The organism is Parabacteroides sp. CT06, assembly GCF_002257605.1.
Taxonomy (GTDB): domain Bacteria; phylum Bacteroidota; class Bacteroidia; order Bacteroidales; family Tannerellaceae; genus Parabacteroides; species Parabacteroides distasonis.
Window position 1 is genome coordinate 2856438 of the sequence record NZ_CP022754.1, and the last position, 25715, is coordinate 2882152.

Sequence of the window (25715 nt, forward strand, 5' to 3'; positions counted from 1 at the left end):
CTTTTTAATTGCACACCTGCATTTCGAAACCGCAAAGTTAGCGATTTTCATCGAGACATGCCAAATTTAATGTTTTTATTTCTCGCTGAATATCTCCAGAACTGACCCGGGCTTCGGCAGGACTCTTCCGATTCCCGACCCGAAGCCCGGCACTAAAGACAGTACTTCTCATGGAATTACTTCGGTACTACGCAGGAAGTACTGAAGTACTTTGAGCGAAGTATTCCAGTACTTCCAGCGGAGTACTGAGGCAAGTCCGTATAAGCCTCGTTAGACACACCTGCTTTGCCTCAGTGATCGTAACTTTTGCCCAGATAAATATCAAATCGTATGTTATATATCATTCTTTTTAGCTAATTTTGCGACCACTACAACTAATAGATGTAAATAAGGTATTATGATGATGAAGAGGCATGGTGTGTATGCGCTATTATTACTTTCACTAATTGGAGGCTCGGCATACAGTCAAGAGAACCAGCTAGTTACCGGAACGATAGTTCAACGTCCCGCACAGCAAGTCGTATCGGATGATACGATTCCCGCGATCAATCTTAGCGAAGAGGAATTAGACAACATCGTAGACATTCGTAAGCAATTCGAGAAGCAAAACAAGACTTACTCGGAGCCCTTGGCCCCAAGCACGAATTTACTGCGTTTCTTGAAGAAAGACGAGCTGGAAATCTCGGACGAGGCGATGTATTGGGCCCGTCTGGTACGAGACGCCTCCACGATTTTCGATAATACGATGACCTTCCGGGATACCGTGATCGTAAACCCTTTGTTCATGCCGATCGTTTTCCGGGGAGATTATTTACCCGAGAACTTGATATTCTACAACTTCGATTCGTTGAAGGAGAGGACTCCCTATGATAACCTATACCGGGCAGATTCCATTTTCAAAGATCTGGAACGAAACAAACAATTCGAGGAGATGGCTTACAAATATGTACAGAACAATTACCCGACTTATTTCCGCTACTCCGAGAGGGATCTGCCCAATGAGGTAATCAAACCTAAATTCATCAAGAAGAATATTTATGAGGACTTGCCGATCAAGGTGGAGGCTGATGCCAATTTTGAGGACGTAGACGCTCCCGCCCGCTTTATCCCGGAGCGGAGATACTGGATATCGGCCTTCGAGAGCGCCATCCAATTCTCCCAGAACTACGTTTCGGAGAACTGGTATAAAGGTGGAAGTAGCAACTTGAACCTGTTCACCAAGAACAATTTAAAATACGACTATAAGAAAGATAAGGTACAAGTAACGAACGAACTGGAATTCAAAGCCAGCGTATATACGGCACCGAAGGATACCTTAAGGAACTATAAGATCGGTGACGACGTATTCCGTATACACAGCAACGTCGGCTACCAAGCGTTCAACAAATGGTACTATACGTTCGACGCTGAGTTCAAGACCCAGTTCTTCACCAACTACCAAGAGAACGAGCGCATCAAACAGGCCGCATTCCTAGCCCCGTTCTCTATCAACTTCGGTCTCGGTATGAAATACGAGCTGGAAAAACAATTTACCGACAAGCATAAGAAGATTAAATTCAGCACCAACTTGGCGCCGATCTCCTATACATATATGTATACGACACAAGAGATCGATTATAGCCGTCACGGTTTCAAGAAAAACGAGGAAACCGGTGAGTTCAATAACAAGCTAAGCCAAATAGGTTCCACGATCCGCGCAGACCTCGCCTTCGATTTCAACCGTAACGTAAGCTGGCAATCCCGTCTTTATTTCTTTACCACTTACGGCGATCATACCATCGGGGAGTTCGAGAATACCTTGGTTCTGGCCATCAGCCGCTTTTTCTCCACACGTATCTATTTTCACCTTAGATACGACGATGGAGTGGAAAAAACAGAGGATAACAAGAGTTATTTCCAGCTTAATGAGTTGTTAAGTTTCGGTTTTAATTACAAATGGTAAGCTAGGATTTAAGATTTCGAATAATAAACTTTGTTAATCGTGACATAGTTTCTAAATTATACTTACTTTTGCCTTGATTTTGCAATGTCGAGATTACAAATATGAGCGAAAGTATAAATCATACAGGATTTGTAGAGAAGATCGATGGCGACACCGTCTTCGTCCGCATTACCCAACAATCCGCATGCTCGGGATGCCACGCACAGTCTATGTGCTCGGCATCCGAGAAAAAGGATAAGATCATTGAGGTACCCGATCGGTCGGGACGGTTTCACGTAAACGAGGTAGTGATAATATGCGGACAAAATTCCATGGGACTTCAGGCCGTATTGCTAGCATTTGTCATTCCTTTGGTGATAGTCGTGGGGGCCATCGTAATCGGGACGAATCTACAATGGGACGAGACCACGAGCGGGTTAACCGGTTTATCGCTTTTACTGCCTTATTACTGTATACTATACTTAATGCGTGACAAACTAAAAAGACGATTTATATTTACTTTGAAAAAACTTAATTGATAATATATCATGATTTTAATTGCCGTTATTTCATTAGGAGCAATCGGGGCGGTCGGAGCGGTTTTCCTCTACGCTGCTTCCAAGAAATTTGAAGTCTACGAAGATCCTCGCATCGCACAAGTACAGGAAGTCCTTCCCGGGGCGAACTGTGGAGGTTGCGGTTATCCGGGTTGCGCCGGATTCGCAGGCGCTTGCGTAAAAGCTGACTCATTAGACGGATTGCTCTGCCCCGTTGGTGGTGGCCCGGTCATGGCCAAGGTCGCTACAATACTGGGTAAAGAGGCGGGTACAGCCGAACCCATGGTAGCCGTTGTCCGTTGCAACGGAACTTGTCAGGCCCGCCCACGTACAAACTCTTATGATGGAACGAAAAGTTGCGCCATCGCCTCTACCCTTTACGGAGGCGAGACGAATTGTTCTTTCGGTTGCCTAGGTTATGGCGACTGCGTGAACGCCTGCGCTTTCGACGCCATCCACATCAACCCGGCTACGGGAATCGCCGAGGTAGACGAGGAAAAATGTACTTCCTGTGGTGCTTGTGTGAAGGCTTGCCCGAAGAATATCATCGAGCTAAGAAAGAAAGGACCTAAATCACGCCGGATTTACGTGTCTTGCGTAAATAAGGACAAGGGAGCCGCCGCTCGCAAGGCTTGTGCCAACGCTTGTATCGGCTGTGGCAAATGTGCCAAGGAATGTCCGTTCGAGGCAATCACCGTAACAAATAACGTAGCTTATATCGATTATACGAAGTGTCGTTTATGCCGCAAATGCGTGGCTGTATGTCCGACAGGAGCTATTCATGAGCTGAATTTCCCTCCTCGCAAGGAAGCCGCTCCCGCTCCGAAAGCGGAGACCGTGAAACCGGCGCCAAAGGCAGAGGCTACCGTGAAACCGGAAGCCACACCGAAAGCTACAAGTGAAGAAAAAACAAATCTAAATTAAAATCTAATAGTATGCTAAGGACATTTCGAATCGGAGGTATACATCCCCCCGAGAATAAACTGTCTGCCGGTAAGAAAATTACGGCTCTCGCTACGCCTAAACAGGTGATTATCCCCCTCAGCCAGCATATCGGTGCCCCAGCGCAGGCCGTGGTGAAGAAAGGGGATCTGGTAAAGGTGGGTACATTGCTAGCCAAGGCGGGTGGTTTCGTATCAGCGAACATCCACTCTTCCGTATCCGGCAAAGTGAACAAGATAGATAACGCTCTCGACGCTAGCGGATACAAACGTCCCGCTATCTATATAGATGTGGAAGGTGATGAATGGGAAGAGACGATCGACCGCAGCGAGACCTTAGTGAAGGAGTGCACGCTGTCTTCCAAGGAAATCGTGGATAAGATCGCCGCTTCCGGTATCGTCGGTCTGGGTGGAGCGACTTTCCCTACGCAGGTGAAATTGATGCCGCCTCCCGGAAACAAGGCAGAGATCGTAATCATCAACGCCGTGGAGTGTGAGCCTTATCTTACTTCCGACCATTCGTTGATGCTGGAGAAAGGCGAGCAAATCCTAGTCGGTGTCACGATCCTAATGAAAGCGGTCAACGTGAACAAGGCCGTGATCGGTATCGAGAATAACAAGCCGGACGCTATCGCCCATCTGCAAAAGTTGGCGGTAAATTATAAAGGTATAGAGATCATGCCGCTTAAGGTACAATATCCGCAAGGAGGCGAGAAACAATTGATCGACGCCGTTATTCGCCGTCAGGTAAAAAGTGGTGCGCTTCCTATCTCGGCGGGTGCCGTGGTACAGAACGTAGGAACTGCTTATGCCGTTTACGAGGCGGTACAAAAGAATAAACCGTTGTTCGAGCGTGTGGTGACGATCACGGGTAAGGCGGTAGCTAATCCTTCCAATTTCTTGGTTCGTATGGGAACACCGATCAGTTGCTTGATCGAGGCCGCAGGTGGCCTGCCCGAGAATACGGGTAAGATTATCGGTGGCGGACCGATGATGGGTAAAGCGTTGATCAGCGCCGAGGTGCCGGTTTGCAAAGGAAGCTCCGGTGTTTTATTACTGACAACGGAGGAATCTGTCCGCAAGCCGATCCGGGATTGCATCCGTTGCGCCAAATGCGTAGGTGTCTGCCCGATGGGATTGAACCCTACCCTATTGATGAACGCCACGGAATTCCAGAATTGGGAATTGGCGGAGAAGAACTATATCACCGACTGTATCGAGTGCGGGTCGTGTAGTTATACCTGTCCGGCCAACCGTCCGTTGCTGGATCAGATCCGGTTGGGTAAAGGAAAAGTTATGGGTATTATCCGGTCTAGAAAGTCATAAAACAAGAGCAACATGGAAAATAATTTATACGTATCGCCCTCGCCCCACATCCATGGAGGCGACAGCATAAGCAAAAATATGTATGGTGTACTGATTGCCCTTATCCCGGCTTTCTTGGTATCCCTTTATTTCTTCGGTCTGGGAGCGTTGATCGTTACGGTCGTATCGGTTCTGGCCTGTATGATATTCGAGTATTTGATCCAGCGATTCCTGATGAAAAAGGAACCGACCCTTTGCGATGGCTCCGCTATCCTGACGGGCGTATTGCTGGCCTTCAACCTACCTTCCAACCTTCCGGTCTGGATCATTATCATCGGAGCGTTGGCGGCGATCGGCATCGGCAAGATGTCTTTCGGTGGATTAGGTAATAATATTTTCAATCCGGCGTTGGTCGGACGTGTATTCTTATTGATCTCCTTCCCGGCGCAGATGACGACTTGGCCGGTGGTAGATGCCTTGAACGTTTTCCCGATGACTTATACGGACGCCCAGACCGGCGCGACGGTACTGTCGTTGATGAACGAGGGCGTGACCGAGCTTCCGTCTTACGGGAATATGCTTGTAGGGGCTATGGGAGGTAGTCTCGGTGAAGTGAGCGCCGTGGCCTTGATCCTCGGTCTTTTATTCATGCTATGGAAAAAGATCATCACTTGGCAGATCCCGGTATCCATCTTGGCTACCGTATTCGTATTCACGGGCATCATGCACTTGGTGAATCCGGTACAATACGCCAGCCCGTTCGTTCATTTATTATCCGGTGGTTTGTTATTAGGCTCCATCTTTATGGCGACCGACTACGTAACCTCGCCGATGAGCAAGAACGGAATGCTTGTCTACGGCGTGGGAATCGGAATCCTTACCACGGTGATCCGTTTGTTCGGGTCTTACCCGGAAGGTATGTCGTTCGCTATCCTGATCATGAACGCATTTACTCCGCTAATCAACAGCTATATCAAACCTAAACATTTCGGAGGAAAGTAAGCATGGCAAAATTAAAATCAACATTACCCAATATGCTCCTTTCACTAACAGGCATTTGCTTGGTAGCAGGGGCGATCCTAGCCGGAGTGAACCAGTTTACCGCCGGCCCTATAGCGGTAGCCAAAGCGACCGCCTTGGAGGAAGCGATTAAAGCCGTTGCTCCCGAGTTCGACAACAAACCGACTGAGGACGTCTATATGGCCGTCTCCTCCGATGGTGATTCCCTCAAGATTTATCCTGCCAAGAAAGGCGGACAAGTCGTTGGCGGAGCTGTAGAGAGTAATACGAAAAAAGGCTTTAGCGGTGAGATACGGGTTATCGTAGGTTTCGATATGGATGGCAAGATCTTGAACTATTCCGTATTGCAACACGCCGAGACTCCGGGCTTGGGAGCCAAGATGCAAGAATGGTTCCGTGCGGACAAGAACAAGCAAAGTGTCTTGGGACGTACGATTCCGGACGGAGGCTTAAAAGTAACAAAAGATGGTGGCGATGTGGACGCTATCACGGCAGCGACAATCTCCAGCCGTGCGTTCCTCGATGCCGTGAACCGTGCGTATAGCGCATTCGCTGGCGTAGACGGACTAACGGGTGCCACTTCAACTGATAACAAATAAAAAGGGAGGACAGAACAATGAGTAATCTAAAAATATTGATGAATGGTATCATCACGGAGAACCCGACATTTGTATTACTGTTAGGTATGTGTCCTACCTTGGGAACGACCTCTTCGGCCATCAACGGCATGAGTATGGGATTGGCTACGATGTTCGTATTGATTTGCTCGAATATCGTGATTTCCGCCTTGAAAAACGTAATCCCCGACTTGGTGCGTATCCCGGGATATATCGTTGTGATCGCGACGTTCGTGACCGTAGTGCAGATGTGCATGGAAGCGTTCGTCCCGGCTTTATACGCTAGCTTGGGATTATTTATCCCGTTGATCGTGGTAAACTGTATCGTACTAGGACGTGCCGAGGCTTTCGCTGCGAAGAACGGCGTAGTCCCATCCGCTTTCGACGGAATCGGTATCGGACTGGGCTTTACGATGGCTCTTACGCTGCTGGGCGCTTGCCGTGAGTTCTTGGGAACCGGTAAGTTATTCAACGTAACCTTGATGCCCGAGGAATATGGTTCGCTGATCTTCGTATTGGCTCCGGGAGCGTTTATCGCCTTGGGTTATCTGGTAGCAATAGTAAACAAACTGCGTAAAGCATAATAAACGGATCATATGGAATATATATTGATATTTATCGCCGCCGTATTCGTTAATAACGTTGTACTGGCACAGTTCTTGGGAATTTGTCCGTTCTTGGGGGTATCTAAGAAAGTGGAGACTGCCGCAGGCATGGGAGCCGCCGTTACGTTCGTGCTTACGATCGCCACGATTGTTACATTCCTCGTGCAAAAATACATATTGGACGCTTTCGGATTAGGGTTCATGCAGACGATCAGTTTCATCTTGATCATCGCCGCCTTGGTTCAGATGGTGGAAATCATATTGAAGAAGGTCTCTCCCGCCCTTTACCAGGCGTTGGGCGTATTCCTTCCGTTGATCACCACGAACTGCTGTATCTTGGGTGTGGCGATCCTTGTAATCCAAAAAGAGTATAATTTATTAGAATCTGTGGTATATGCTATCTCGACCGCTATTGGATTTGCGCTAGCTTTGATTATCTTCGCGGGTATTCGGGAGCAACTAGCCATGACGCATGTTCCGGAAGGCATGAAAGGCACTCCTATCGCCTTGATAACGGCCGGTTTGCTAGCTATGGCTTTTATGGGATTCTCGGGTATCGTATAACAAACTTATCTAAATGAACACTAGAATGAAAAAGAAGATTTTAGTAGCGGGCGGAACCGGTTATATCGGCTCACACACCACAGTAGAATTGCAGAACGCCGGATATGAGGTAGTCATTATCGACGATTTGTCAAACTCGAATATCGAGGTGCTCGATGGTATCGAGAAAATCACGGGCATCCGTCCGGAGTTTATCCAATTGGATCTAAAGGATAAGGAAGGTACTCGCAAGGCATTGGAAGCTCATCCGGGCATCAAAGGCATTATCTTGTTCGCCGCTAGCAAGGCGGTAGGAGAATCCGTACAGCAGCCTTTGAAGTATTATCGCAATAATATTGTCACTTTGGTGAACTTGTTGGAGATGATGCCTGAATTCAATATCGAAGGTATCGTATTCTCTTCCTCTTGTACGGTATACGGACAACCGGATCCGGAGAACTTGCCGGTAACCGAGAATGCCCCGATCAAACCCGCTATGTCTCCTTATGGAAACACGAAGCAGATCAACGAGGAGATTATCCGGGATACGATCCATGCGGGAGCGCCTTTCAAGAGTATCATCTTGCGCTACTTCAACCCGATAGGCGCTCACCCAAGCGCAGAGATCGGCGAGTTGCCAAATGGTGTTCCCCAGAACTTGATCCCGTACTTGACACAGACGGCTATGGGTATCCGCAAGGAATTAAGCGTATTCGGCGATGATTATGATACGGCAGACGGCTCTTGCATCCGTGACTATATCAATGTCGTAGACTTGGCGAAAGCGCATGTAATCGCTATGGACCGTATGCTTGAGAATAAGTCTGATGAGCATATCGAGATATTCAACCTAGGTACCGGCAATGGTGTTTCTGTCCTTGAACTGATCAATACCTTCGAGCAGACAACAGGCGTTAAGGTTCCGCACAAGATCGTGGGCCGTCGTGAAGGTGATATCGAGAAGGTATGGGCCAATCCGGAGCACGCGAATAAGGTATTAGGCTGGACCGCCAAGGAGACTTTAGCCGACACCCTGCAATCCGCATGGAACTGGCAGAAACGTTTGAGAGAACGTGGCATCCAGTAAATAACACAAAAAAGAGGCCGTATCTGATAGCGCTTAGCTAAGATATGGCCTTTTTTATATCCTTATATCTACAAGTATTTCTCTAAGATCTCAAGAACTTTCCCGAAATCGATCGGCTTAACGATATGCTCATTCATTCCGGATTCTTTACACAACTTGATGTCTTCCGCAAATGCGTTCGCAGACATGGCTATTATCGGCATGGACTTGATATCCGGACGTTCTAATGCCCGAATATGGCGAGTAGAGTCGTACCCGTTCATGACCGGCATCTGGATATCCATAAATACCAAGTCATAATATCCCGGACTAGAGTTTTTTACCATATTCACCGCGACAAGGCCATTTTCCGCCTCCTCTACCACCGCACCGGTCTCTTCTAGTAACACAGTCGCTATTTCCCTATTCAAGCTATTATCTTCCACCAGCAAGATCCGCTTACCCTCAAAGTTACCGAAAGGATATTGAGGCTTCTCCGTCTCTTCCTCTTTTTCCTCTTGCTTGATAGCGAAACTTTTCATCAAATAAAATAACTTGGATTTCATCAACGGCTTACTTATGAATCCATCGACACCGGCTCGTTGGGCTATCTCCTCAAAATGCGGACAATCATAAGCGGAAAGAATAATGATCGGAATATCCCGGCCAACGACTTTTCGGATACGGGTAGCGGTCTCGATTCCATCCATTCCCGGCATTTTCAGATCAAGGATAACGGCAAAATAGTCATCATTAAGATGATGTGCCCTCTCTACTTTCCCGATAGCCTCCTCACCAGAAATGGCATATTCACCTTTCATACCGATCTCGTTAATCCTCATACATGCGTTCTCGCAACACACGATATCATCGTCTACCACGAGAACCGGTAAATCCCTTAAATGATCATCCTCAAAACACCCTTGATCCTGCAATTTCAACTGCATCGTAAATGTAAAAACAGAACCTTTGCCATATTCACTCTCCACCAGAATCTCACCATTCATCATATGAGCGATATTACGGCTTATCGCCATGCCTAAGCCGGTTCCTTGTATATTCCGCAAGGTTGCGTCTTCCGCACGTTCAAATGGTTCGAAAACCTTGTGTAAGAAATCCGGCTTTATCCCGATACCATTGTCTATAACCGTAACCTCAAATAAACCATAATTACCATTTTTAATTGGCTTTTCCCGTATCTCAAGTGTTATTTTCCCATAGTCCGGCGTATACTTTATGGCGTTTGACAGCAAATTCAACAATACTTGCTGAATCCGTTGCACATCGCCAATCAGCTTTTCATGTTTGATTTGAAACAAGTGAACCCGGAAATCCTGAAACTTCTGACTGACCGAAGTCTGAACCATAGTAATTACGCTTTGCAATAACTCGCCCATATCGAACTCCTCGTCTGTCAGCAAAATATGTCCGCTCTCTACCTTAGACATATCCAAGACCTCATTGATCAAGTTCAATAACAATTTGGAAGAAACCATAATCTTCTTCAAGCAATCCACTATACGCTCCCGATCGTCGATATGCATACTGGCGATAGTGGTCATACCGATAATGGCATTCATCGGAGTACGTATATCATGGCTCATATGGGATAAGAAATCCGATTTAGCCTGATTTGCCGATTTAGCCACTTGTAGGGCATCTTGAAGTAATTGCCTTTGCCGCTCTTCCTCACGAACCTCCATAATATCGGTCCGGGTCAAAAGAAGTATATTCCTCTCCTTATCGAAAAAGCTAAAACGCAACTTCTTATCCCTAAAAACGCCATTCTCCATCACCTGACAGAACAAGACATACTCACGGGAATTTTGTAAGATAGATAAGACATGATCTAGGGAAAGATTTCGGGTTAACTCATCTCGCTGATCCTCCGGCACATATTTGTGGTGGAACTCGGCTACCTCTTTTTCATAGTCATTACTCGCTATCGGGGGGACCGGCGTCCCACTTTCACGATTGGAAGTATACATGACATAGCTATTCGTATTTGCCTCTATATAAACGACATAATCATACTCAGTCTGAACGGCAGCCTCTACGATCTGTGCCTTGCGACAATGATTCACATAGCGGCTGAAAAGAATGACACGATCCGGAATTCCACTCTTATCTTTCAAGATACGAATAAAAGCCTCATGCCACTCAAAACCCAACAAATCATTACAGAAACGCATGTCGAACTTCTTATTTGCTACGCCGCTAGCCGCCATTTGCCGCAATGAATTCAAGGATAAGATCTCCTCCCATTTCCCTAAATCCGCAGGATATACATATTCTTGAATGTAAGTCTGGCAAAGTTCTGTATAATCCAAACATTCTCCTTCCCTTTCGGGAGTCATCGAATCTTTGACTATCTCAACCTTTTCATTACCTAATGTGACGATCCAAAGCGTATCGACTAGCTCGTTTACACCACAGAGTAGTTCTTCCAAATTTAAAGTAGTATTTGTCATTTTCAATGATATAGATTTAATTAAGAGGAATAGAGATCCTATGATTTTGAGAGTATTTCATCGAGCCTCCCTCTCCAATCCTCTCCATTCAAAGGCTGATAGGTATGGAACCCCAGTTCCTGCCCCACTACGATATTATTCTTACCATCATCTACAAATAATGTTTCCTCTGGTCTGATTCCTGAATCCAAGACCATGCGATCAAAAATTTCACGATCTGGCTTAGTGACACCGATTTCATAAGAGAGATACAATTTATCGAAATAATCATTTAATGGACGGCCCGCCGGCGTAAACTCTTTTGTCTGTGCCCATTCAAGCTGTATGATCGGATTTGTATTGCTCAATAAATAGACTTGATATTTCTCACGGAGTTTTAATATGTAGTCCAATTTATATTGGGGAACGCCACCAATGAAGCCAAACCAAGCCCAACAAATATCCTCATAAGAAAGGTCTTTACCCGTATGCTTCCGTAAATAGCGACAAAACTCCTCTACTCCGATCTTTCCGGTCTCCAGATCTTGAAAAACCCCTTTTTGTTCGTAAGGATCTATCAATCCATCGGCATCTTTGACCCCAATCTCTATTAAACGACGAACAGGTTCATCCCGGTCCAAATCTATGATAACGCCCCCAGATCGAATACTATATTTTTTATTTTACCCATTGCGATACTATTTAAGTCCTAAAGATACAATTTATTCCGTATATCTAGGTTACAAGGATAAAAAAGGGTATAATCTTCAACGATTATACCCCAATCCAAAGCTATATTTATGTATATAAGACTTAATCCAATTTATGGATCACCAAACCGGAGCGAAGCTTCGGTTCGAACCACGTCGTCTTCGGCGGCATAATATTACCCGTATCGGCGATATCCATCAATTGCTTCATCGTAACGGGATACAAAGCCAAGGCAACCTTCATCTCACCGCTATCCACACGGCGTTTCAATTCACCCAGGCCACGGATACCTCCCACGAAATCGATTCGCTTGTCCGAACGTAAATCCTTAATGCCTAAAATCTCATCCAGAATCAAGTTCGAAGAGATCGTGACATCCAATACGCCTATCGGGTCATTGTCATCGTACGTACCGGGCTTAGCGGTCAAAGAATACCATTTCCCTCCTAAATACAGGGAGAAATTGTGCAAGGCACCCGGTTTGTAAATAGCAGAGCCCTTCTCCTCTACCACGAAGTTTTTCGTTAATCTCTCAACGAATTGTTCCTCGGTCAAGCCGTTCAAGTCTTTTACCACACGGTTGTAATCGATAATGGTCAATTGGTTGGCCGGGAAGCAAACAGCCATGAAATAGTTATACTCCTCGTCTCCCTTATGATCCGGGTTTTGCTTGGCCTTCTCCGCTCCTACCAAAGCAGCGGCGGCGGAACGATGATGTCCGTCGGCAATATACAACGCAGGCATCTCCCCGAATAACTCCGTGATGCGGGCGATGTCCTTATCCTCATCGATAATCCAGAACGTATGGCCGAAACCGTCTAATTTCGCCACGAAATTATATTCAGGCTCACGAGCCGTATATTTCATTACGATAGCGTCTAACTCTGAGTTGTCGGGATAAGCGAAGAATACCGGCTCGATATTAGCGTTGTTGACACGTACGTGCTTCATGCGATCCTCCTCCTTGTCACGGCGGGTCAGCTCATGTTTCTTGATCGTGCCATTCATATAATCGGGAACATAAGCCCCGACTACCAACCCATATTGAGTCTTGCCATTCATGGTTTGGGCATAAACATAATAGCATTCTTTCTGATCCTGAACCAACCAACCTTTTTCCTGAAAATTATTGAAATTGGCGGCGGCCTTCAGGTAAACAGCCGGATCATGCTCATCCGTCCCTTCTGGGAAATCGATTTCCGGTTTAATGATATGGTAAAGGGATTTCTCGTTTCCTTCCGCTTCCGCACGAGCTTCTTGCGAGTTCAATACGTCATAGGGGCGGGAAGCCACCTCCTCTATAAATTCTTTTGGTGGACGAACTCCCTTGAAAGGTTTTATTTTTGCCATGGTAATTAAATCTAATTGGTTTATGTATCAATGTAGAGACGGGGCGTACCCGTCTCTACAACCGGATATTCTCATTTATTAACCCGATACTTTTCATTGCCATTCACCAAGAAATCAACGATCTGCTTGGCGGCGGCGATACCAGCGTTGATATTAGCCTCGGCGGTCTGGGCACCCATCTTTTTCGGGGTGCTGAAATAACGACCGGCATATTTTTCGGCCAATTCCGCATGGATAGCGGGCATAATATCTGTCAAGTACTTGAAATCCGGACGCTCTTCCAACATCTTAGCGAGGCCAGCCTCATCCATCACCTCCTTACGAGCCGTATTCACTACGATAGCTCCCTTCGGCATGGAATTCATCAACTCGAAATTGATAGAACCCTTCGTCTCGGCCGTAGCCGGGATATGCAAGGAAACGATCTGGCAAGCCTTGAACAAGTCCGCCGTAGAAGCTACAGCCTTCACACCATCGGCCTCAATCACGGAAGCCGGACAGAACGCGTCATAAGCGTAAACCTCCATACCGAAGCCTTTAGCGATACGAGCCACGTTACGGCCCACGTTTCCATAAGCCAAGATACCCAATTTCTTTCCTTTCAACTCTGTTCCGGAAGTTCCGTTATAGAAATTACGAACCCCGTACACCAACATACCGAATACCAATTCGGCGACAGCGTTAGAGTTTTGTCCCGGCGTATTCATCACGCATACCTTATGGGCAGTAGCCGCATCCAAGTCCACGTTATCATACCCCGCACCGGCACGAACCACGATCTTCAGGTTCTTAGCGGCATCCAATACCTCAGCGTCCACCTTATCGCTACGGATAATCACGGCATCGGCATCCTTAACCGCATCCAGCAATTGCGCCTTCTCTGTATATTTCTCCAAAAGAGCCAGTTCCATACCAGCGCCTTCCACTACCTCCCGGATACCTTTCACAGCGACAGCGGCGAAAGGTTTCTCTGTAGCAACTAATATCTTTGCCATGTCTGAATCCTCCTTGATTAATGTTGTTTCTCGAACTCTTTCATGCAAGCTACCAAAGCCTCCACGCTGCTCTTCGGCATCGCGTTATAAAGAGAGGCACGGAAACCACCTACAGAACGGTGTCCCTTGATACCTACCATACCAGCGGCAGTAGCATATTTACTGAACTCGTCCTCCAACTCCTTATACTCATCATTCATCACGAAACAAACATTCATGATCGAACGATCTTCCTCCGCTACCGTACCACGGAACAACTTATTACGATCGATCTCATCGTATAAGATCGCCGCATTCTCAAGATCCTTCTTCTCCATAGCGGCGATACCACCTTGTTCCTTATACCATTTCAAGGTCTGTAAAGCCGCGTAAATAGGCAATACAGGAGGTGTATTGAACATGGAATCCTTTTTAATATGGGTAGCGTAGTTCAACATGGTCGGGATCGGACGGTCTACATGTCCTAAAGCGTCCACACGAACGATAGCCAAAGTCACGCCGGCAGGAGCCAAGTTCTTTTGAGCACCCGCATAGATAATATCATATTTGGAAATATCGATCGGACGAGAGAAAATATCGGAAGACATATCGCAAACCAAACGTTGCTTCACATCTGGATCTTTACGCATCTCTGTTCCGTAAATCGTATTATTAGAAGTAAAATGGAAATAATCCGAGTCATCAGCGATCGCATAACCCTTCGGGATGTAAGTATAGTTCTTGTCTTTGGAAGAAGCGACAACATCTACCTCCCCAAACAACTTAGCTTCCTTGATAGCGTTCGAAGCCCATGTGCCGGTATCCAAATAAGAGGCTTTCTTATTCAACAGATTGTAAGGAACCATACAGAACTGCATGCTGGCGCCACCGCCCATGAATACAACCTCATAGCCTGCCGGAACATCCAGTAATTCCTTGATCAACGCACGTGCCTCGTCGTTTACGGCTACAAACTCCTTACTTCTATGAGAGATCTCAAGAAGTGATAACCCCATACCCGCAAAATTTTCTACCGCAGCGGCTGTATTCTTAATTGTATACTCGCTCAAGATAGAAGGACCTGCATAAAAATTGTGCTTCTTCATACCAATGTCTTTTTAGAATGTTATTATAAATAAAGTAACTATTTTTTCAAAAACAGGCGGCTAATGTAACTATTTTTTCTCATTTGCCGACACTTTTCGAGCATTTTTTAATTTACAATCAGAATATGTCAATTAAAAACGATCTCCCCAAAGGCGCCTCATTTGCTCAATTAGTTTGTGCTCGGCCGGATTTTCCTGTCCTTTCCACAAACGTTCGCCCAAAATTTCCTTCGGAAGATACTCCTGCTTTACAAAATGATTTTCGTAGTCGTGCGCATATTTATATTCCTTGCCATACTCCAATTCAGCCATTAATTTGGTAGGCGCGTTGCGTAGATGAAGCGGTACGGGTAAATTCCCAGTCCGGTTAACAAGTGCCAAAGCGTCGTTGATCGCCATATAGGCCGAATTACTTTTCGGGCTGCAAGCCAGATAAACGGTCGTCTCGGCCAGAATGATCCGGCCCTCCGGCCAGCCGATCTTCTTCAAGGCATCGAAACATGCGTTCGCCAGCAAAAGCGCATTCGGATTCGCCAATCCGATATCCTCAGAAGCGGAGATCACCAACCGCCGTGCGATAAACTCAGGGTCTTCTCCCCCGGCCACCATACGGGCGAGCCAGTAAATGGCGCCATCGGGATCGCTACCCCGGATCGACTTGATAAAAGCGGAGATTATATCGTAATGCATCTCCCCTCCCTTATCATACGCCGCAGGGTTCTCCTGCAACCTCTCCACTACCTTCTCATCCAGAATCTCAATATTGTCACTCTCCTCGGCAGACACCACCAGTTCCAGAATATTCAGCAACTTCCGGGCATCTCCTCCCGAGTAACGTAACATGGCATCCGTTTCCGTCAGCCTTATGTTTTTATCCTTCAGAACGACATCCTCGGCGATCGCCTTATGCAATAGCGTAAGCAAGTCATTCTTGTCCAGCGATTTCAACACGTACACCTGACAACGGGATAACAAAGGACGGATTACCTCGAACGAGGGATTCTCCGTGGTTGCCCCAATCAGCGTCACCACGCCCGTCTCCACGGCGTTCAGCAATGAGTCTTGCTGCGACTTACTGAACCGGTGTATCTCATCAATAAACAATATCGGCGATACCGTATTGAAGAAGCGGTTGCTCTTGGCCTTCTCTATCACCTCCCGCACGTCCTTCACTCCCGAACTGATCGCGCTTAACGTATAAAAAGGCGCATCCAACTTATTCGCTATGATCTGCGCTAAGGTAGTCTTCCCGACTCCCGGCGGCCCCCACAATATAAAAGAGGGAACCCGTCCCGCATCAATCATCTTCCTCAACACGGCTCCCTGGCCTACCAGGTGCTTCTGTCCAATATAATCATCCAACGTCTTCGGACGTAATCTCTCTGCTAATGGTTGACTCATCATGGAAGCAAAAGTCGGATATTTTATTTACTTTTCAAAGGATAAGTCAAGAAATTTATCGTATAAAAAGAATGTTAAACAACAGGAAATAGTGACATAATGAAAGAACAATCACTACAAATACACTTTTACCCATATAATATACTAACATTATGACAATGAAAATTTAACATTCCCTTAATTCCCTATCCTTTCTATCCCATACTTTTAGCGATATCTTCTTAACACATTATACCTTCTTTCTTGAAGCATTAAATATCTATCAACTGGTGCATGATCGTCCAACAGTTGGTGCATGATCATGCAACGTCTGTTAGATGATCATGCACCAATTGTTAGATGATCTATATTTCCATATAAAACCAATAAGCCTTCCAAGGAAATGGGATAAGGGAAGCTATCAAAACATGTAAGATATATAACAAAAAAAGATGCCCCTCCATAATCGGAGAGGCACCCTATACCTTATATTATATATGTTAGATTAGCGAGTTCCGCCAGCCCACCATACAGGCTCTGAATATACGTATTGACCGTCGCCATAAGCGGCTTTTACTTCCGGATTTGATACCACGTCACTATTACCATAAGGCATACGAAGAGGGAATTTTTTCGTATTCGCCAATGTCACGAAATTCTCTCCTAATCCTTTCATTCTACGGATATCATTAAAAGTCTCGGTAGCCTCTCCCGATGCCCCCCACAAAGCCAGATATTTCTGGATCATGGTCTCTTTCAAAGGATTTACAGCAAACAACGGTTTAACTTGGTTATCGAAATATGTATTGGCCGTCTCCTCTGTCATTTTTTCTGAATTCACGACCATTTTGCTACCCATATAAGTGATAGCAGAAGAGACACTTCTCTCAGCATTTGCGATTCCGGCAGCTACCGCCTCTTTCAACGCTTTCTCGGCGTCAGACGTACGGTTTAAGCGACATAACGCCTCAGCTTGCAAGAATTTCAACTCATGATAACTCATCAACATCGTAGGAGCCGTGTTTGAATATACAAAGGCAGAAACACCATATTTCTGCATATTCTGCTCAGGAGTACCATTCGGGGCCGGAACTAAGTTCTTATCAGCAGAGCCTGTAACCTGTACGCGTTTCTTGTCAGCCGTAGTAGGAGAAAGCATCACTCTTTCCAATCGAGGATCTTTACGCTCAATCAACTTGTCCGTCAAGCTCTGGCTATTGGCAAAACCAGCGCGAGAATCGAAGTAACCAAAGAATGGGTTGATATTATTCGCATCATAGACAGCGTATGCAGCCTCGTCATCCGCAGAAGTAAAAGATTTTGATACATAGTCCAAAACCTTATTCAAGTCAGCTTGCTTATCCGTGGAACGATTGATCAGACGCATCGTATAACGAGCCTTCAAACCATAAGCGAATTTAATCCATTTCTCGGCATCTCCATTATACAAATAATCATACGTACCAACCGGTGAACGATCAGACTGATTCAAATCCTCGATCGCCTTGTCCAAGGAGGCCATTATAGAGACATAAATCTCCTCTTGCTTATCTATTTTAGGATTCATATTCACCGGTGAGCCATTCTCATCCAATAAAGAAGCTTCACTATAAGGTGTATCTCCAAATATATCCGCCAATAGAGCGCCATTGTAAGCTTCCATGACCTCAGCGATACCTCTCGTCACTAAATTTCCCTCATCACGCTTACCTTCTTGACATTGACCGATAATAACACGAGCGTTCTTCAAGCTTGTATAAACATTTCCCCACGTATTCTCAAACGTAGAAGAGGCAGAAGGCTCATTCAAACGAATTTCCGCGTTATATAACTGGTTTTCGATACCCACTTCATATTCCACGTAGGAAGATGAATAGGTATTGAAGTCTCCGCCAACGTTGGAAAATGCAGTAGAAGTAATCAAGTCGGCCAAGATAAATTTGCCATCCACGCTATTTGTATGGCTCGTATCTTGGTTAATCCGATCCATTACATCCTCGGAACATCCAGCCAATGCCAAGGATACGGCCGACATAACAGCCAACCCTTTAAATGATTTTATTATTGTATTCATATATATCTGTCTTCTTTATAAATTAGAAATTTACGTTGACACCAAAACCGTAGCTAGATGTACCCGGTAAGGAGAAACGCTCGAAAGCGCCAGCCATATTGTTATTTCCTTGAGTAGCCTCTGGATCGAAGCCTTTTATCTCAGACCATACAATGATATTACGGGCGAAAACATTCACGTTTACATTCAAGTTATCTTTCTTATATACAGGATATGACAATGAAAGTTCACGCAATTTCAAGAACGAGTTGTCATAAACATAGGCTTCGTCAATGCCCCTCACGCTTTTGAAATACTCCTCTGCATCTGATCCTTTCACTCCACCCGTATAGGGAACATAGATAGGTTTACCATCCGCATCTACGCCCTTCTGTTCAACAGCAGCATAGTCAAAATGATATTTATCACTCTTACGAACCTCTCCAGATAACTTACTTGTACCATAGAAGTTCGTCTCACCAGCCGTACCACTATACATTTGTCCACCTTGCTTCCAGTCAAATACAGCAGCCAAACGGAATTTATACAACTCGATATTCGTATTGAAACCCAAACGGAAATCAGGAGAAACCTTACCGATTACTTGGGTCTCACCAGCCTCTGGTATACCTTTTTCGTTTACTACAATTCGTCCTTCGCCATCACGTTTGTAACCAACACCATAGATTACCGGGAATTTATCGCCGATACCTGCACGTACTTGAGGAGTCACGAAACCACCCAACATAATGCTCTCTACGCCCGGAGCCAACTCGTCTACATAATTGTCGATCTTTGAGAAGTTAAAAGCGAAGTCCAGCTTGAAATTCTTCGTATCAACCGGAGAGATACCTAATGTAATCTCATGTACGTTTGAGTGCATCTTTCCACCATTCATCATCATACTGGAAGCACCTGTGGAGCCAGCCAAAGGCACCTCGAAGATTTGGTCTTTCACGTTCTGACGAGAATACGTATAATTCAATGAAACTAAACCATTCAAGAAAGTCAAGTCAGCACCAAGCTCATAAGACTTCGTGTTCTGAGGCTTCAAGTTCGGATCATAAACCACGAAATAAGGAATATACGCCATATTTCCATTAATCGGATACATAATAGGTGTTCCCTGGAAGAAACCACCACCATAACTTGGCGTATAATAATAAGACGGCACATATTCTCCTGCCATACCTACCTCTGCGTAAGAGCCACGGATCTTACCAAATGTCAAGATATCATTCTTCAAGGCTTCCACTTCCGTGAATACCCATCCAAGGGATACGGAAGGATAAAAGAACGAACGGTTATCTCTCGGCATAGAAGACACGATATCGTTACGTCCCGTAACATTCAAATAAAGCATATTCTTCCAAGCCAAAGATAAGCTAGCGAAGTTACCTACCGTACGTTTTCTCTTATACTCATGAGAGCTGTTGAATACAGAAGCGTTGTTCAAATGGTTCCAGCCCGGGAAGTTGAAGCTATATCCCACGGCTTGAGTATTACTGATTCGCTTATCTACAAGCTCATTACCCAACAAAGCATCGAATACGAAGTCCTCATTGATATTCCAGTTATACGTAAACGTCAACAATGAGTTCATCTCATTTACCGTAAAACCGTATTCGCTAGCATAACCATTCGCATAACCAGTTGTACCGTAGCCGTAAATATCAGAGTAATTGGTCGTATAAGCGTCATCACCAATTTGGTATTTCACATCCAATTTATGATTGTCCGTACCAAATTTAGTAGAATACTTCAAGAACGCATTCCCGAAGAAACGTTGAGATCTCTCCGTAAAGCTATTATTGTCGCACGCCCAGTTTCCATCATCGATCCAGTTCTCACGGAACGTATTCTGAGTATAAGGATCACCTTCGATATGGGAAGGTATGCCCGCCATAGTATAACTGATAGGAGCCGTATAAACCGTAGCGGTAACACCGTCATTAGCGGTTCCTTGCTTCTTGATCTTTGATGTCACGAAGTTTCCGTTAAAACCAGTCGTCCAGTTATCATGCAATTGCGCCTCACCCGACAGCTTCACGTTATAACGATCCATTCCCGTAGAACGAACGATACCATCAGAAGTCGTATTACCCAAAGAAAATGAATAGTTTCCTTTATCGAAAGATTGAGCTACATTTACAGAGTTACTCCAAGTAACGCCAGTCTGGAAGAAATCTTTCGCATTATTATAAGCTTGGGGAGTAGCCCATGGATCCAATCCTGCCGCAGCACGCTGAGGCACATAGTATTGTCCATTATGCAATCCACCTTCCGTATATTCATTTTGTACATTACCGCCATATACAGGATCATTCGCCAAGTCAGAGATAGACGGTCCCCAGCTAAATCCCGAATATGGGTTATAAGCACCTTCATTACCTTGTCCATATTCAGTTTGTAACTCAGGTAATGTAGAAACCTTATCAAACGCAAGATTCGTGTTGAATGAGATCTGAGGTTTTCCTTTACGAGCACCTTTTCCGCTCTTTGTAGTAATAACGATCACACCATTAGAAGCACGCATACCATACAACGCAGAAGCGGCTTGTCCTTTCAAGATGTTGATACTCTCGATATCGTTCGGATCTAAGTCTACGGCACGGTTCGCATAGTCAGCTCCACTAACACTACCATTATTCATAGTATCCGTATTAACATCCGCCGTAGAAGCGATCGGCATACCATCGATCACATACAAAGGAGAGTTATCCCCTGTAAATGAACGGGCTCCACGGATCATGATCTTGGAAGATGCGCCTGGCATACCCGATGAGGAAGCGATATCGATACCGGATACTTTACCTTGCAAAGCCCCAGACAAACTAGTGTTAGCACCTTGTGTTAACTCATCCGATTTTACATCTTGCACGGCATAACCTAAAGCTTTCTTTTCCTTTGAGATACCCATCGCTGTAACCACGACCTCATCCAAGTTTTGGGTATCAGACATCAATGTTACATTTACATTGGGAGACACAACTACCTCCTTGGATTTCATACCGATGTATGAAATAACTAATTGCTTACCATCACTAGGAACATCCAAAGTAAAATTACCGTCAAAATCCGTAACTGTTCCCACAGTCGTTCCTTTTACGATAATGGACGCACCGATCACCGGCTCACCATCTTCTCCGACTACCTTACCGGTAACCTTCGAGGTCTGTGCCGAAACTACTCCTACGCTCATCGCAAGAAATAGTAGCACAGAAGTCAACTTTTTCTTCATAGACACATTCTTTTTATTTAAACTAAACTAGAAATTCAATTAAGCTTTCGTGGACTATAGTTCATACAGAACTACCAATTTTCAATATTTTATTTAGTGTAGTCATATGAAAAAAAATTATCATATAAGTTTAGATCTATTAAAATTCTGTAATAAATATATTGGATTTGAGAGATATTGTTTATCAGCCATATTGGGAGGATAAGAAAAGCCAGCCGTTTTTCACAAATATCTACATAAAATAAAGTTGTAAATATTTTTAGTGATAAGCTATATGCTATAAAATATCCAGAATAAGTTGATATCAAGTCCAATATCATGCCTATAAAGAGTAAGCTCACTATTTGTTACGATAAAATTAAGATAAAAATAATTTTTTTATTTGTCAAAAAGAAACTATCGGCAGCGATAACTCATTGATTTGTGATACGATCATGTCACCTGAGTCGATTTAGACAGTGGTTATATTGCAAATTGACAGATTTAACAATTAAGAAAACAAAGGAAATATATCACAATAATAATAATTTGTTGTTTTTTTCAGGTATAATTTATAGTTTTGCAACCGTTTTTCATTTAATAGGTATGTCGTAAAACATAAAATGGAGTAGTTCTGTATGAACTTAGTTAATCAACCATTAAAATGCAGAGAAAACATTTTTAAGTATATAGTTAATAAATAAGTGTGTTTATGAAGAAAAAGTTGACTTCTGTGCTACTATTTCTTGCATTGAGTGCAGGTGTGGTTTCAGCACAGACCTCGAAGGTTACCGGTAAGGTAATTGGGGAAGATGGAGAGCCGGTGATCGGTGCCTCTATTATCGTAAAAGGGACAACCGTGGGAACAGTCACGGATTTTGATGGAAACTTTGAACTAGAAGTACCTGCGAATGGTAAACAATTGGTTATTTCATACATCGGTATGAAATCTCAAGAAGTTGCGGCCACTTCTAATGTAAATGTAAAACTATTAGCCGATACCCAGAACTTGGATGAGGTCGTGGTTACGGCTATGGGTATCTCAAAGGAAAAGAAAGCTTTAGGTTATGCGGTTCAAGATGTGAAAGCGGATGAGTTGACGAAAGGAGCTAATACTAGTTTGTCTGGCGCATTACAAGGTAAGGTTTCTGGAGTGGAGATCTCTCCTTCTTCCGGTATGCCGGGTGCCTCTTCTAAGATCACGATTCGTGGTTCCAGATCTTTTACAGGGGATAATACTCCTTTGTATGTGATTGACGGTATGCCTGTCGCTTCAACGGCTGATGTGGACACCGGTAGTTCTGTTTCCGGCACGGACTTTGCATCTCGTGCGGTGGATATCGACCCAAACGATATTGAAAGCATTAATATATTAAAGGGACAGGCCGCATCTGCCTTGTATGGTATGCGTGCAACAAATGGAGTAATTGTCATTACGACCAAAAGTGGAAAGGGAGCCCGTAAAGGTAAACCTCAGGTAGCTTTTAATACCAGCTTATCTTTTGATAAGGTTTCAACGATGCCTGAATACCAAAAAGTGTATGCGCAGGGTACAAATGGCAAGTATAGCCCGTATGCTTCAACTTCTTGGGGACCACTAATCAGCGAATTGCCTAACGATCCGACTTATGGAGGAAATACGGATAATGAGTTTACCAAGCAATATGGTAAGCATGAAGGTATGTATTATGTACCTCAGCGGGCCGCTGCGGGATTAGACCCTTGGGCTCAACCACAAGCTTACGACAATATCAAGGATTTCTTCAACGTGGGTACGACATGGAGTAACTCCGTGAATGTAGCTCAAGCTTTTGATAAAGGTAACTATTCCTTCTCGATCGGTAATACTACGCAAGATGGTATTATTCCAAATACAGGCATGGACCGATACAACGCAAAAATGAGTGCCGAAGCTCAATTACACAAGAACTGGTCTACTGGATTTACCGGTACCTATGTAAATTCGAAGATCAGCAAGCAGTCTAGTGCCAATAATGGAATCTTAGCTACTGTTTACGGAGCTCCTTCTAGCTACGATTTAGCCGGTATCCCAAGTCATGTTGAGGGTGACCCGTATACACAAAATACATTCCGTAGCACATCAGGTTTTGACGGAGCTTATTGGGCGGTAGATAACAACGAGTTCTTGGAACGTTCACAACGTTTCTTTGGAAATACTTATTTGAAATATTCTACGAAGTTCAATACCGATAATCACAAATTGGATGTCAAGTATCAATTGGGTGTGGACTCTTATACGACTAATTATACGGATTCTTGGGGTTATGGACATGCAAATGGTTATGGAGAGATTGATCACTATGGATATTCAATCACGGAGTTGAACTCTTTGTTGACCGCTGCATATACTTGGAATATCAATGAAGATTGGTTGTTCGATGCCCTTGTTGGTAATGAATTGGTAGAGAATCAGCGGAAATTTTACGAGTCTTATGGAGCGAACTATAACTTCCCGGGTTGGAATCATATAGATAATGCTACAACTATGGTAGCATCCGAGTCATTACGCCGGAAACGCACAGTTGGTAACTTTGCTAGCATTTCATTGTCTTACGCTAACATGGTTTACTTCAACGCAACTGTTCGTAACGATATCGTATCTAATATGCCTCGTAACAACCGCTCATTCACTTATCCATCTGTTTCCTTGGGCTGGATTTTCACAGAATTAGAACCATTGAAGAATAATGTCTTGACTTATGGTAAATTACGTGCTTCTTACGCCGAAGTAGGACAGGCTGGAGATTATTATGATTCTTATTATACTACACCTGTTTACGGTGGTGGTTTTTATGGTTCTACGCCTATACAATATCCTATGAGTGGAATTACGGCGTTCACTCCATATGCTCGTGTGTATGATCCGAATCTGAAACCTCAGAACACGAAGTCTTATGAGTTAGGTGTGGATTTGACCTTCTTGAATGGTCTGTTCTCATTGAACTATACCTTCTCTCGGCAGAATGTGAAAGATCAGATATTTGAGGTTCCTTTGGCTGGTTCTACAGGCTCTGCAGAATTAGTAACCAATGGTGGCGCTATCCATACGAACGCTCATGAGATTACGTTGGGAATCAATCCGATCAATACGAAGAATTTTAAATGGGATATGGCATTTAACTTCTCTAAGATCGATAACTACGTGGATGAGCTGGCTCCGGGTGTAGAGAGTATTTTCTTGGGAGGTTTCGTTGATCCGCAGGTACGTGCGAATATTGGCGATAAATTCCCTGTAATCTATGGTACGACTTTCTTGCGTAATGACAACGGTGACATTGTCGTAGACGAAGATGGCTTGCCTCAGATCGGTAGTGAGGGTGTGATCGGTAAGGTTTCCCCGGATTTCCTCTTGGGTTTCAATACTAATTTTGAGATCTACAAATTCCGTATCGGCGCTACGTTCGATTGGAAATGTGGTGGACAGATGTATAGCGGTACATTGAACACGTTGAACTATTATGGTACAAGTATGGAGTCTGTTGAAAGTCGTACGGCCGAGACTTTCCGTTTTAGTCATCCGGCTGTAAAGCAGTTGGAAGATGGTTCCTATGTAGCTAATGACATAGATATCAAAGGCGAAGACGCTTTATCATATTATGACCGCATGACGCTTATTTCCGAAGCTGGTATCTATGACAGTGGTTTCTTGAAACTACGTGAGTTGTCCGTTAGTTATCCGATATGGGATAAGAATGGAATCAACGTGAACTTAAATGTTTTTGCCAGAAATATCATTCTTTGGTCTGAGTTGAAAGGTTTGGATCCTGAGGCTTCTCAAGGTAATAATAATATGGGCGGTGGCTTCGAGCGCTTTTCTATGCCGGGTGCTTCGAGCTATGGCTTCGGTTTAAATGTGAAATTCTAATAAAGGAAAC

General features: G+C 44.5%; 17 protein-coding genes and 1 pseudogene. 10 read left to right on the forward strand and 8 right to left on the reverse strand.

Annotated elements, in window-relative coordinates; genetic code table 11:
* Nucleotides 1-397: 397 nt before the first annotated feature.
* From CI960_RS12420 to galE, 9 genes are all read left to right on the forward strand, one after another.
* Nucleotides 398-1942: a DUF3078 domain-containing protein gene (locus CI960_RS12420; RefSeq protein WP_011966039.1), complete on the forward strand. Its 1545-nt coding sequence runs from the start codon at nt 398-400 to the stop codon at nt 1940-1942.
* A 101-nt stretch (nt 1943-2043) separates the two neighbouring features.
* Complete coding sequence (locus tag CI960_RS12425; protein WP_005855668.1) at nt 2044-2460, forward strand: SoxR reducing system RseC family protein; 417 nt, start codon at nt 2044-2046, stop codon at nt 2458-2460.
* Nucleotides 2461-2469: 9 nt separating this feature from the next.
* Nucleotides 2470-3402, forward strand: a complete 933-nt coding sequence (locus tag CI960_RS12430; RefSeq protein WP_005855666.1) for a Fe-S cluster domain-containing protein — start codon at nt 2470-2472, stop codon at nt 3400-3402.
* An 11-nt stretch (nt 3403-3413) separates the two neighbouring features.
* Entirely contained in the window at nt 3414-4745 is a 1332-nt protein-coding gene (gene rsxC / locus CI960_RS12435; RefSeq protein ID WP_005855665.1) for an electron transport complex subunit RsxC, read from the forward strand.
* Nucleotides 4746-4757: 12 nt separating this feature from the next.
* Nucleotides 4758-5726 carry an RnfABCDGE type electron transport complex subunit D gene (locus CI960_RS12440; RefSeq protein WP_005855664.1) on the forward strand — a complete coding sequence of 323 codons (969 nt, stop codon included), beginning with the start codon at nt 4758-4760 and terminating at the stop codon, nt 5724-5726.
* Between the two features lie 2 nt (nt 5727-5728).
* Nucleotides 5729-6343 (forward strand): RnfABCDGE type electron transport complex subunit G, encoded by a 615-nt coding sequence (locus tag CI960_RS12445; RefSeq protein ID WP_008771710.1) that lies wholly within the window; start codon nt 5729-5731, stop codon nt 6341-6343.
* A 17-nt stretch (nt 6344-6360) separates the two neighbouring features.
* Complete coding sequence (locus CI960_RS12450) at nt 6361-6945, forward strand: RnfABCDGE type electron transport complex subunit E (protein ID WP_005855661.1); 585 nt, start codon at nt 6361-6363, stop codon at nt 6943-6945.
* A 12-nt stretch (nt 6946-6957) separates the two neighbouring features.
* Entirely contained in the window at nt 6958-7530 is a 573-nt protein-coding gene (gene rsxA / locus CI960_RS12455) for an electron transport complex subunit RsxA (protein WP_005855659.1), read from the forward strand.
* Nucleotides 7531-7555: 25 nt separating this feature from the next.
* Entirely contained in the window at nt 7556-8596 is a 1041-nt protein-coding gene (galE, locus tag CI960_RS12460; RefSeq protein ID WP_005855657.1) for a UDP-glucose 4-epimerase GalE, read from the forward strand.
* 68 nt (nt 8597-8664) lie between these two features.
* On the opposite strand, the gene CI960_RS12465 is transcribed toward galE, so the two are convergent.
* The 8 genes and pseudogenes from CI960_RS12465 to CI960_RS12500 form a co-directional block, all read right to left on the reverse strand.
* On the reverse strand, nt 8665-11046 hold the full coding sequence (locus CI960_RS12465) for a hybrid sensor histidine kinase/response regulator (protein ID WP_005855655.1): 2382 nt from the start codon (nt 11044-11046) through the stop codon (nt 8665-8667).
* 38 nt (nt 11047-11084) lie between these two features.
* Nucleotides 11085-11716, reverse strand: a pseudogene (locus CI960_RS12470) (HAD family hydrolase).
* A gap of 122 nt (nt 11717-11838) precedes the next feature.
* Nucleotides 11839-13086 carry a DUF1015 domain-containing protein gene (locus tag CI960_RS12475; RefSeq protein ID WP_005855651.1) on the reverse strand — a complete coding sequence of 416 codons (1248 nt, stop codon included), beginning with the start codon at nt 13084-13086 and terminating at the stop codon, nt 11839-11841.
* Between the two features lie 71 nt (nt 13087-13157).
* Complete coding sequence (locus CI960_RS12480) at nt 13158-14081, reverse strand: NAD(P)-dependent oxidoreductase (protein WP_005855649.1); 924 nt, start codon at nt 14079-14081, stop codon at nt 13158-13160.
* A gap of 17 nt (nt 14082-14098) precedes the next feature.
* Nucleotides 14099-15166 carry a 3-phosphoserine/phosphohydroxythreonine transaminase gene (serC, locus tag CI960_RS12485; protein WP_005855647.1) on the reverse strand — a complete coding sequence of 356 codons (1068 nt, stop codon included), beginning with the start codon at nt 15164-15166 and terminating at the stop codon, nt 14099-14101.
* 132 nt (nt 15167-15298) lie between these two features.
* On the reverse strand, nt 15299-16570 hold the full coding sequence (locus CI960_RS12490; RefSeq protein ID WP_005855645.1) for a replication-associated recombination protein A: 1272 nt from the start codon (nt 16568-16570) through the stop codon (nt 15299-15301).
* A 481-nt stretch (nt 16571-17051) separates the two neighbouring features.
* On the reverse strand, nt 17052-18620 hold the full coding sequence (locus CI960_RS12495; protein ID WP_094582370.1) for a SusD/RagB family nutrient-binding outer membrane lipoprotein: 1569 nt from the start codon (nt 18618-18620) through the stop codon (nt 17052-17054).
* A gap of 22 nt (nt 18621-18642) precedes the next feature.
* Entirely contained in the window at nt 18643-21840 is a 3198-nt protein-coding gene (locus CI960_RS12500) for a SusC/RagA family TonB-linked outer membrane protein (RefSeq protein ID WP_005855640.1), read from the reverse strand.
* 691 nt (nt 21841-22531) lie between these two features.
* Here CI960_RS12500 and CI960_RS12510 point away from each other — a divergent pair.
* Nucleotides 22532-25705 (forward strand): SusC/RagA family TonB-linked outer membrane protein, encoded by a 3174-nt coding sequence (locus CI960_RS12510; protein WP_005855638.1) that lies wholly within the window; start codon nt 22532-22534, stop codon nt 25703-25705.
* Nucleotides 25706-25715: the final 10 nt, after the last annotated feature.

Bases quoted from the DNA above. Each gene is read 5' to 3' on its own strand.
- CI960_RS12420 (WP_011966039.1), top strand. From the start codon at position 398: ATGATGATGAAGAGGCATGGTGTGTATGCGCTATTATTACTTTCACTA.
- CI960_RS12425 (WP_005855668.1), top strand. From the start codon at position 2,044: ATGAGCGAAAGTATAAATCATACAGGATTTGTAGAGAAGATCGATGGC.
- CI960_RS12430 (WP_005855666.1), top strand. From the start codon at position 2,470: ATGATTTTAATTGCCGTTATTTCATTAGGAGCAATCGGGGCGGTCGGA.
- rsxC (WP_005855665.1), top strand. From the start codon at position 3,414: ATGCTAAGGACATTTCGAATCGGAGGTATACATCCCCCCGAGAATAAA.
- CI960_RS12440 (WP_005855664.1), top strand. From the start codon at position 4,758: ATGGAAAATAATTTATACGTATCGCCCTCGCCCCACATCCATGGAGGC.
- CI960_RS12445 (WP_008771710.1), top strand. From the start codon at position 5,729: ATGGCAAAATTAAAATCAACATTACCCAATATGCTCCTTTCACTAACA.
- CI960_RS12450 (WP_005855661.1), top strand. From the start codon at position 6,361: ATGAGTAATCTAAAAATATTGATGAATGGTATCATCACGGAGAACCCG.
- rsxA (WP_005855659.1), top strand. From the start codon at position 6,958: ATGGAATATATATTGATATTTATCGCCGCCGTATTCGTTAATAACGTT.
- galE (WP_005855657.1), top strand. From the start codon at position 7,556: ATGAAAAAGAAGATTTTAGTAGCGGGCGGAACCGGTTATATCGGCTCA.
- CI960_RS12465 (WP_005855655.1), bottom strand. From the start codon at position 11,046: ATGACAAATACTACTTTAAATTTGGAAGAACTACTCTGTGGTGTAAAC.
- CI960_RS12475 (WP_005855651.1), bottom strand. From the start codon at position 13,086: ATGGCAAAAATAAAACCTTTCAAGGGAGTTCGTCCACCAAAAGAATTT.
- CI960_RS12480 (WP_005855649.1), bottom strand. From the start codon at position 14,081: ATGGCAAAGATATTAGTTGCTACAGAGAAACCTTTCGCCGCTGTCGCT.
- serC (WP_005855647.1), bottom strand. From the start codon at position 15,166: ATGAAGAAGCACAATTTTTATGCAGGTCCTTCTATCTTGAGCGAGTAT.
- CI960_RS12490 (WP_005855645.1), bottom strand. From the start codon at position 16,570: ATGATGAGTCAACCATTAGCAGAGAGATTACGTCCGAAGACGTTGGAT.
- CI960_RS12495 (WP_094582370.1), bottom strand. From the start codon at position 18,620: ATGAATACAATAATAAAATCATTTAAAGGGTTGGCTGTTATGTCGGCC.
- CI960_RS12500 (WP_005855640.1), bottom strand. From the start codon at position 21,840: ATGAAGAAAAAGTTGACTTCTGTGCTACTATTTCTTGCGATGAGCGTA.
- CI960_RS12510 (WP_005855638.1), top strand. From the start codon at position 22,532: ATGAAGAAAAAGTTGACTTCTGTGCTACTATTTCTTGCATTGAGTGCA.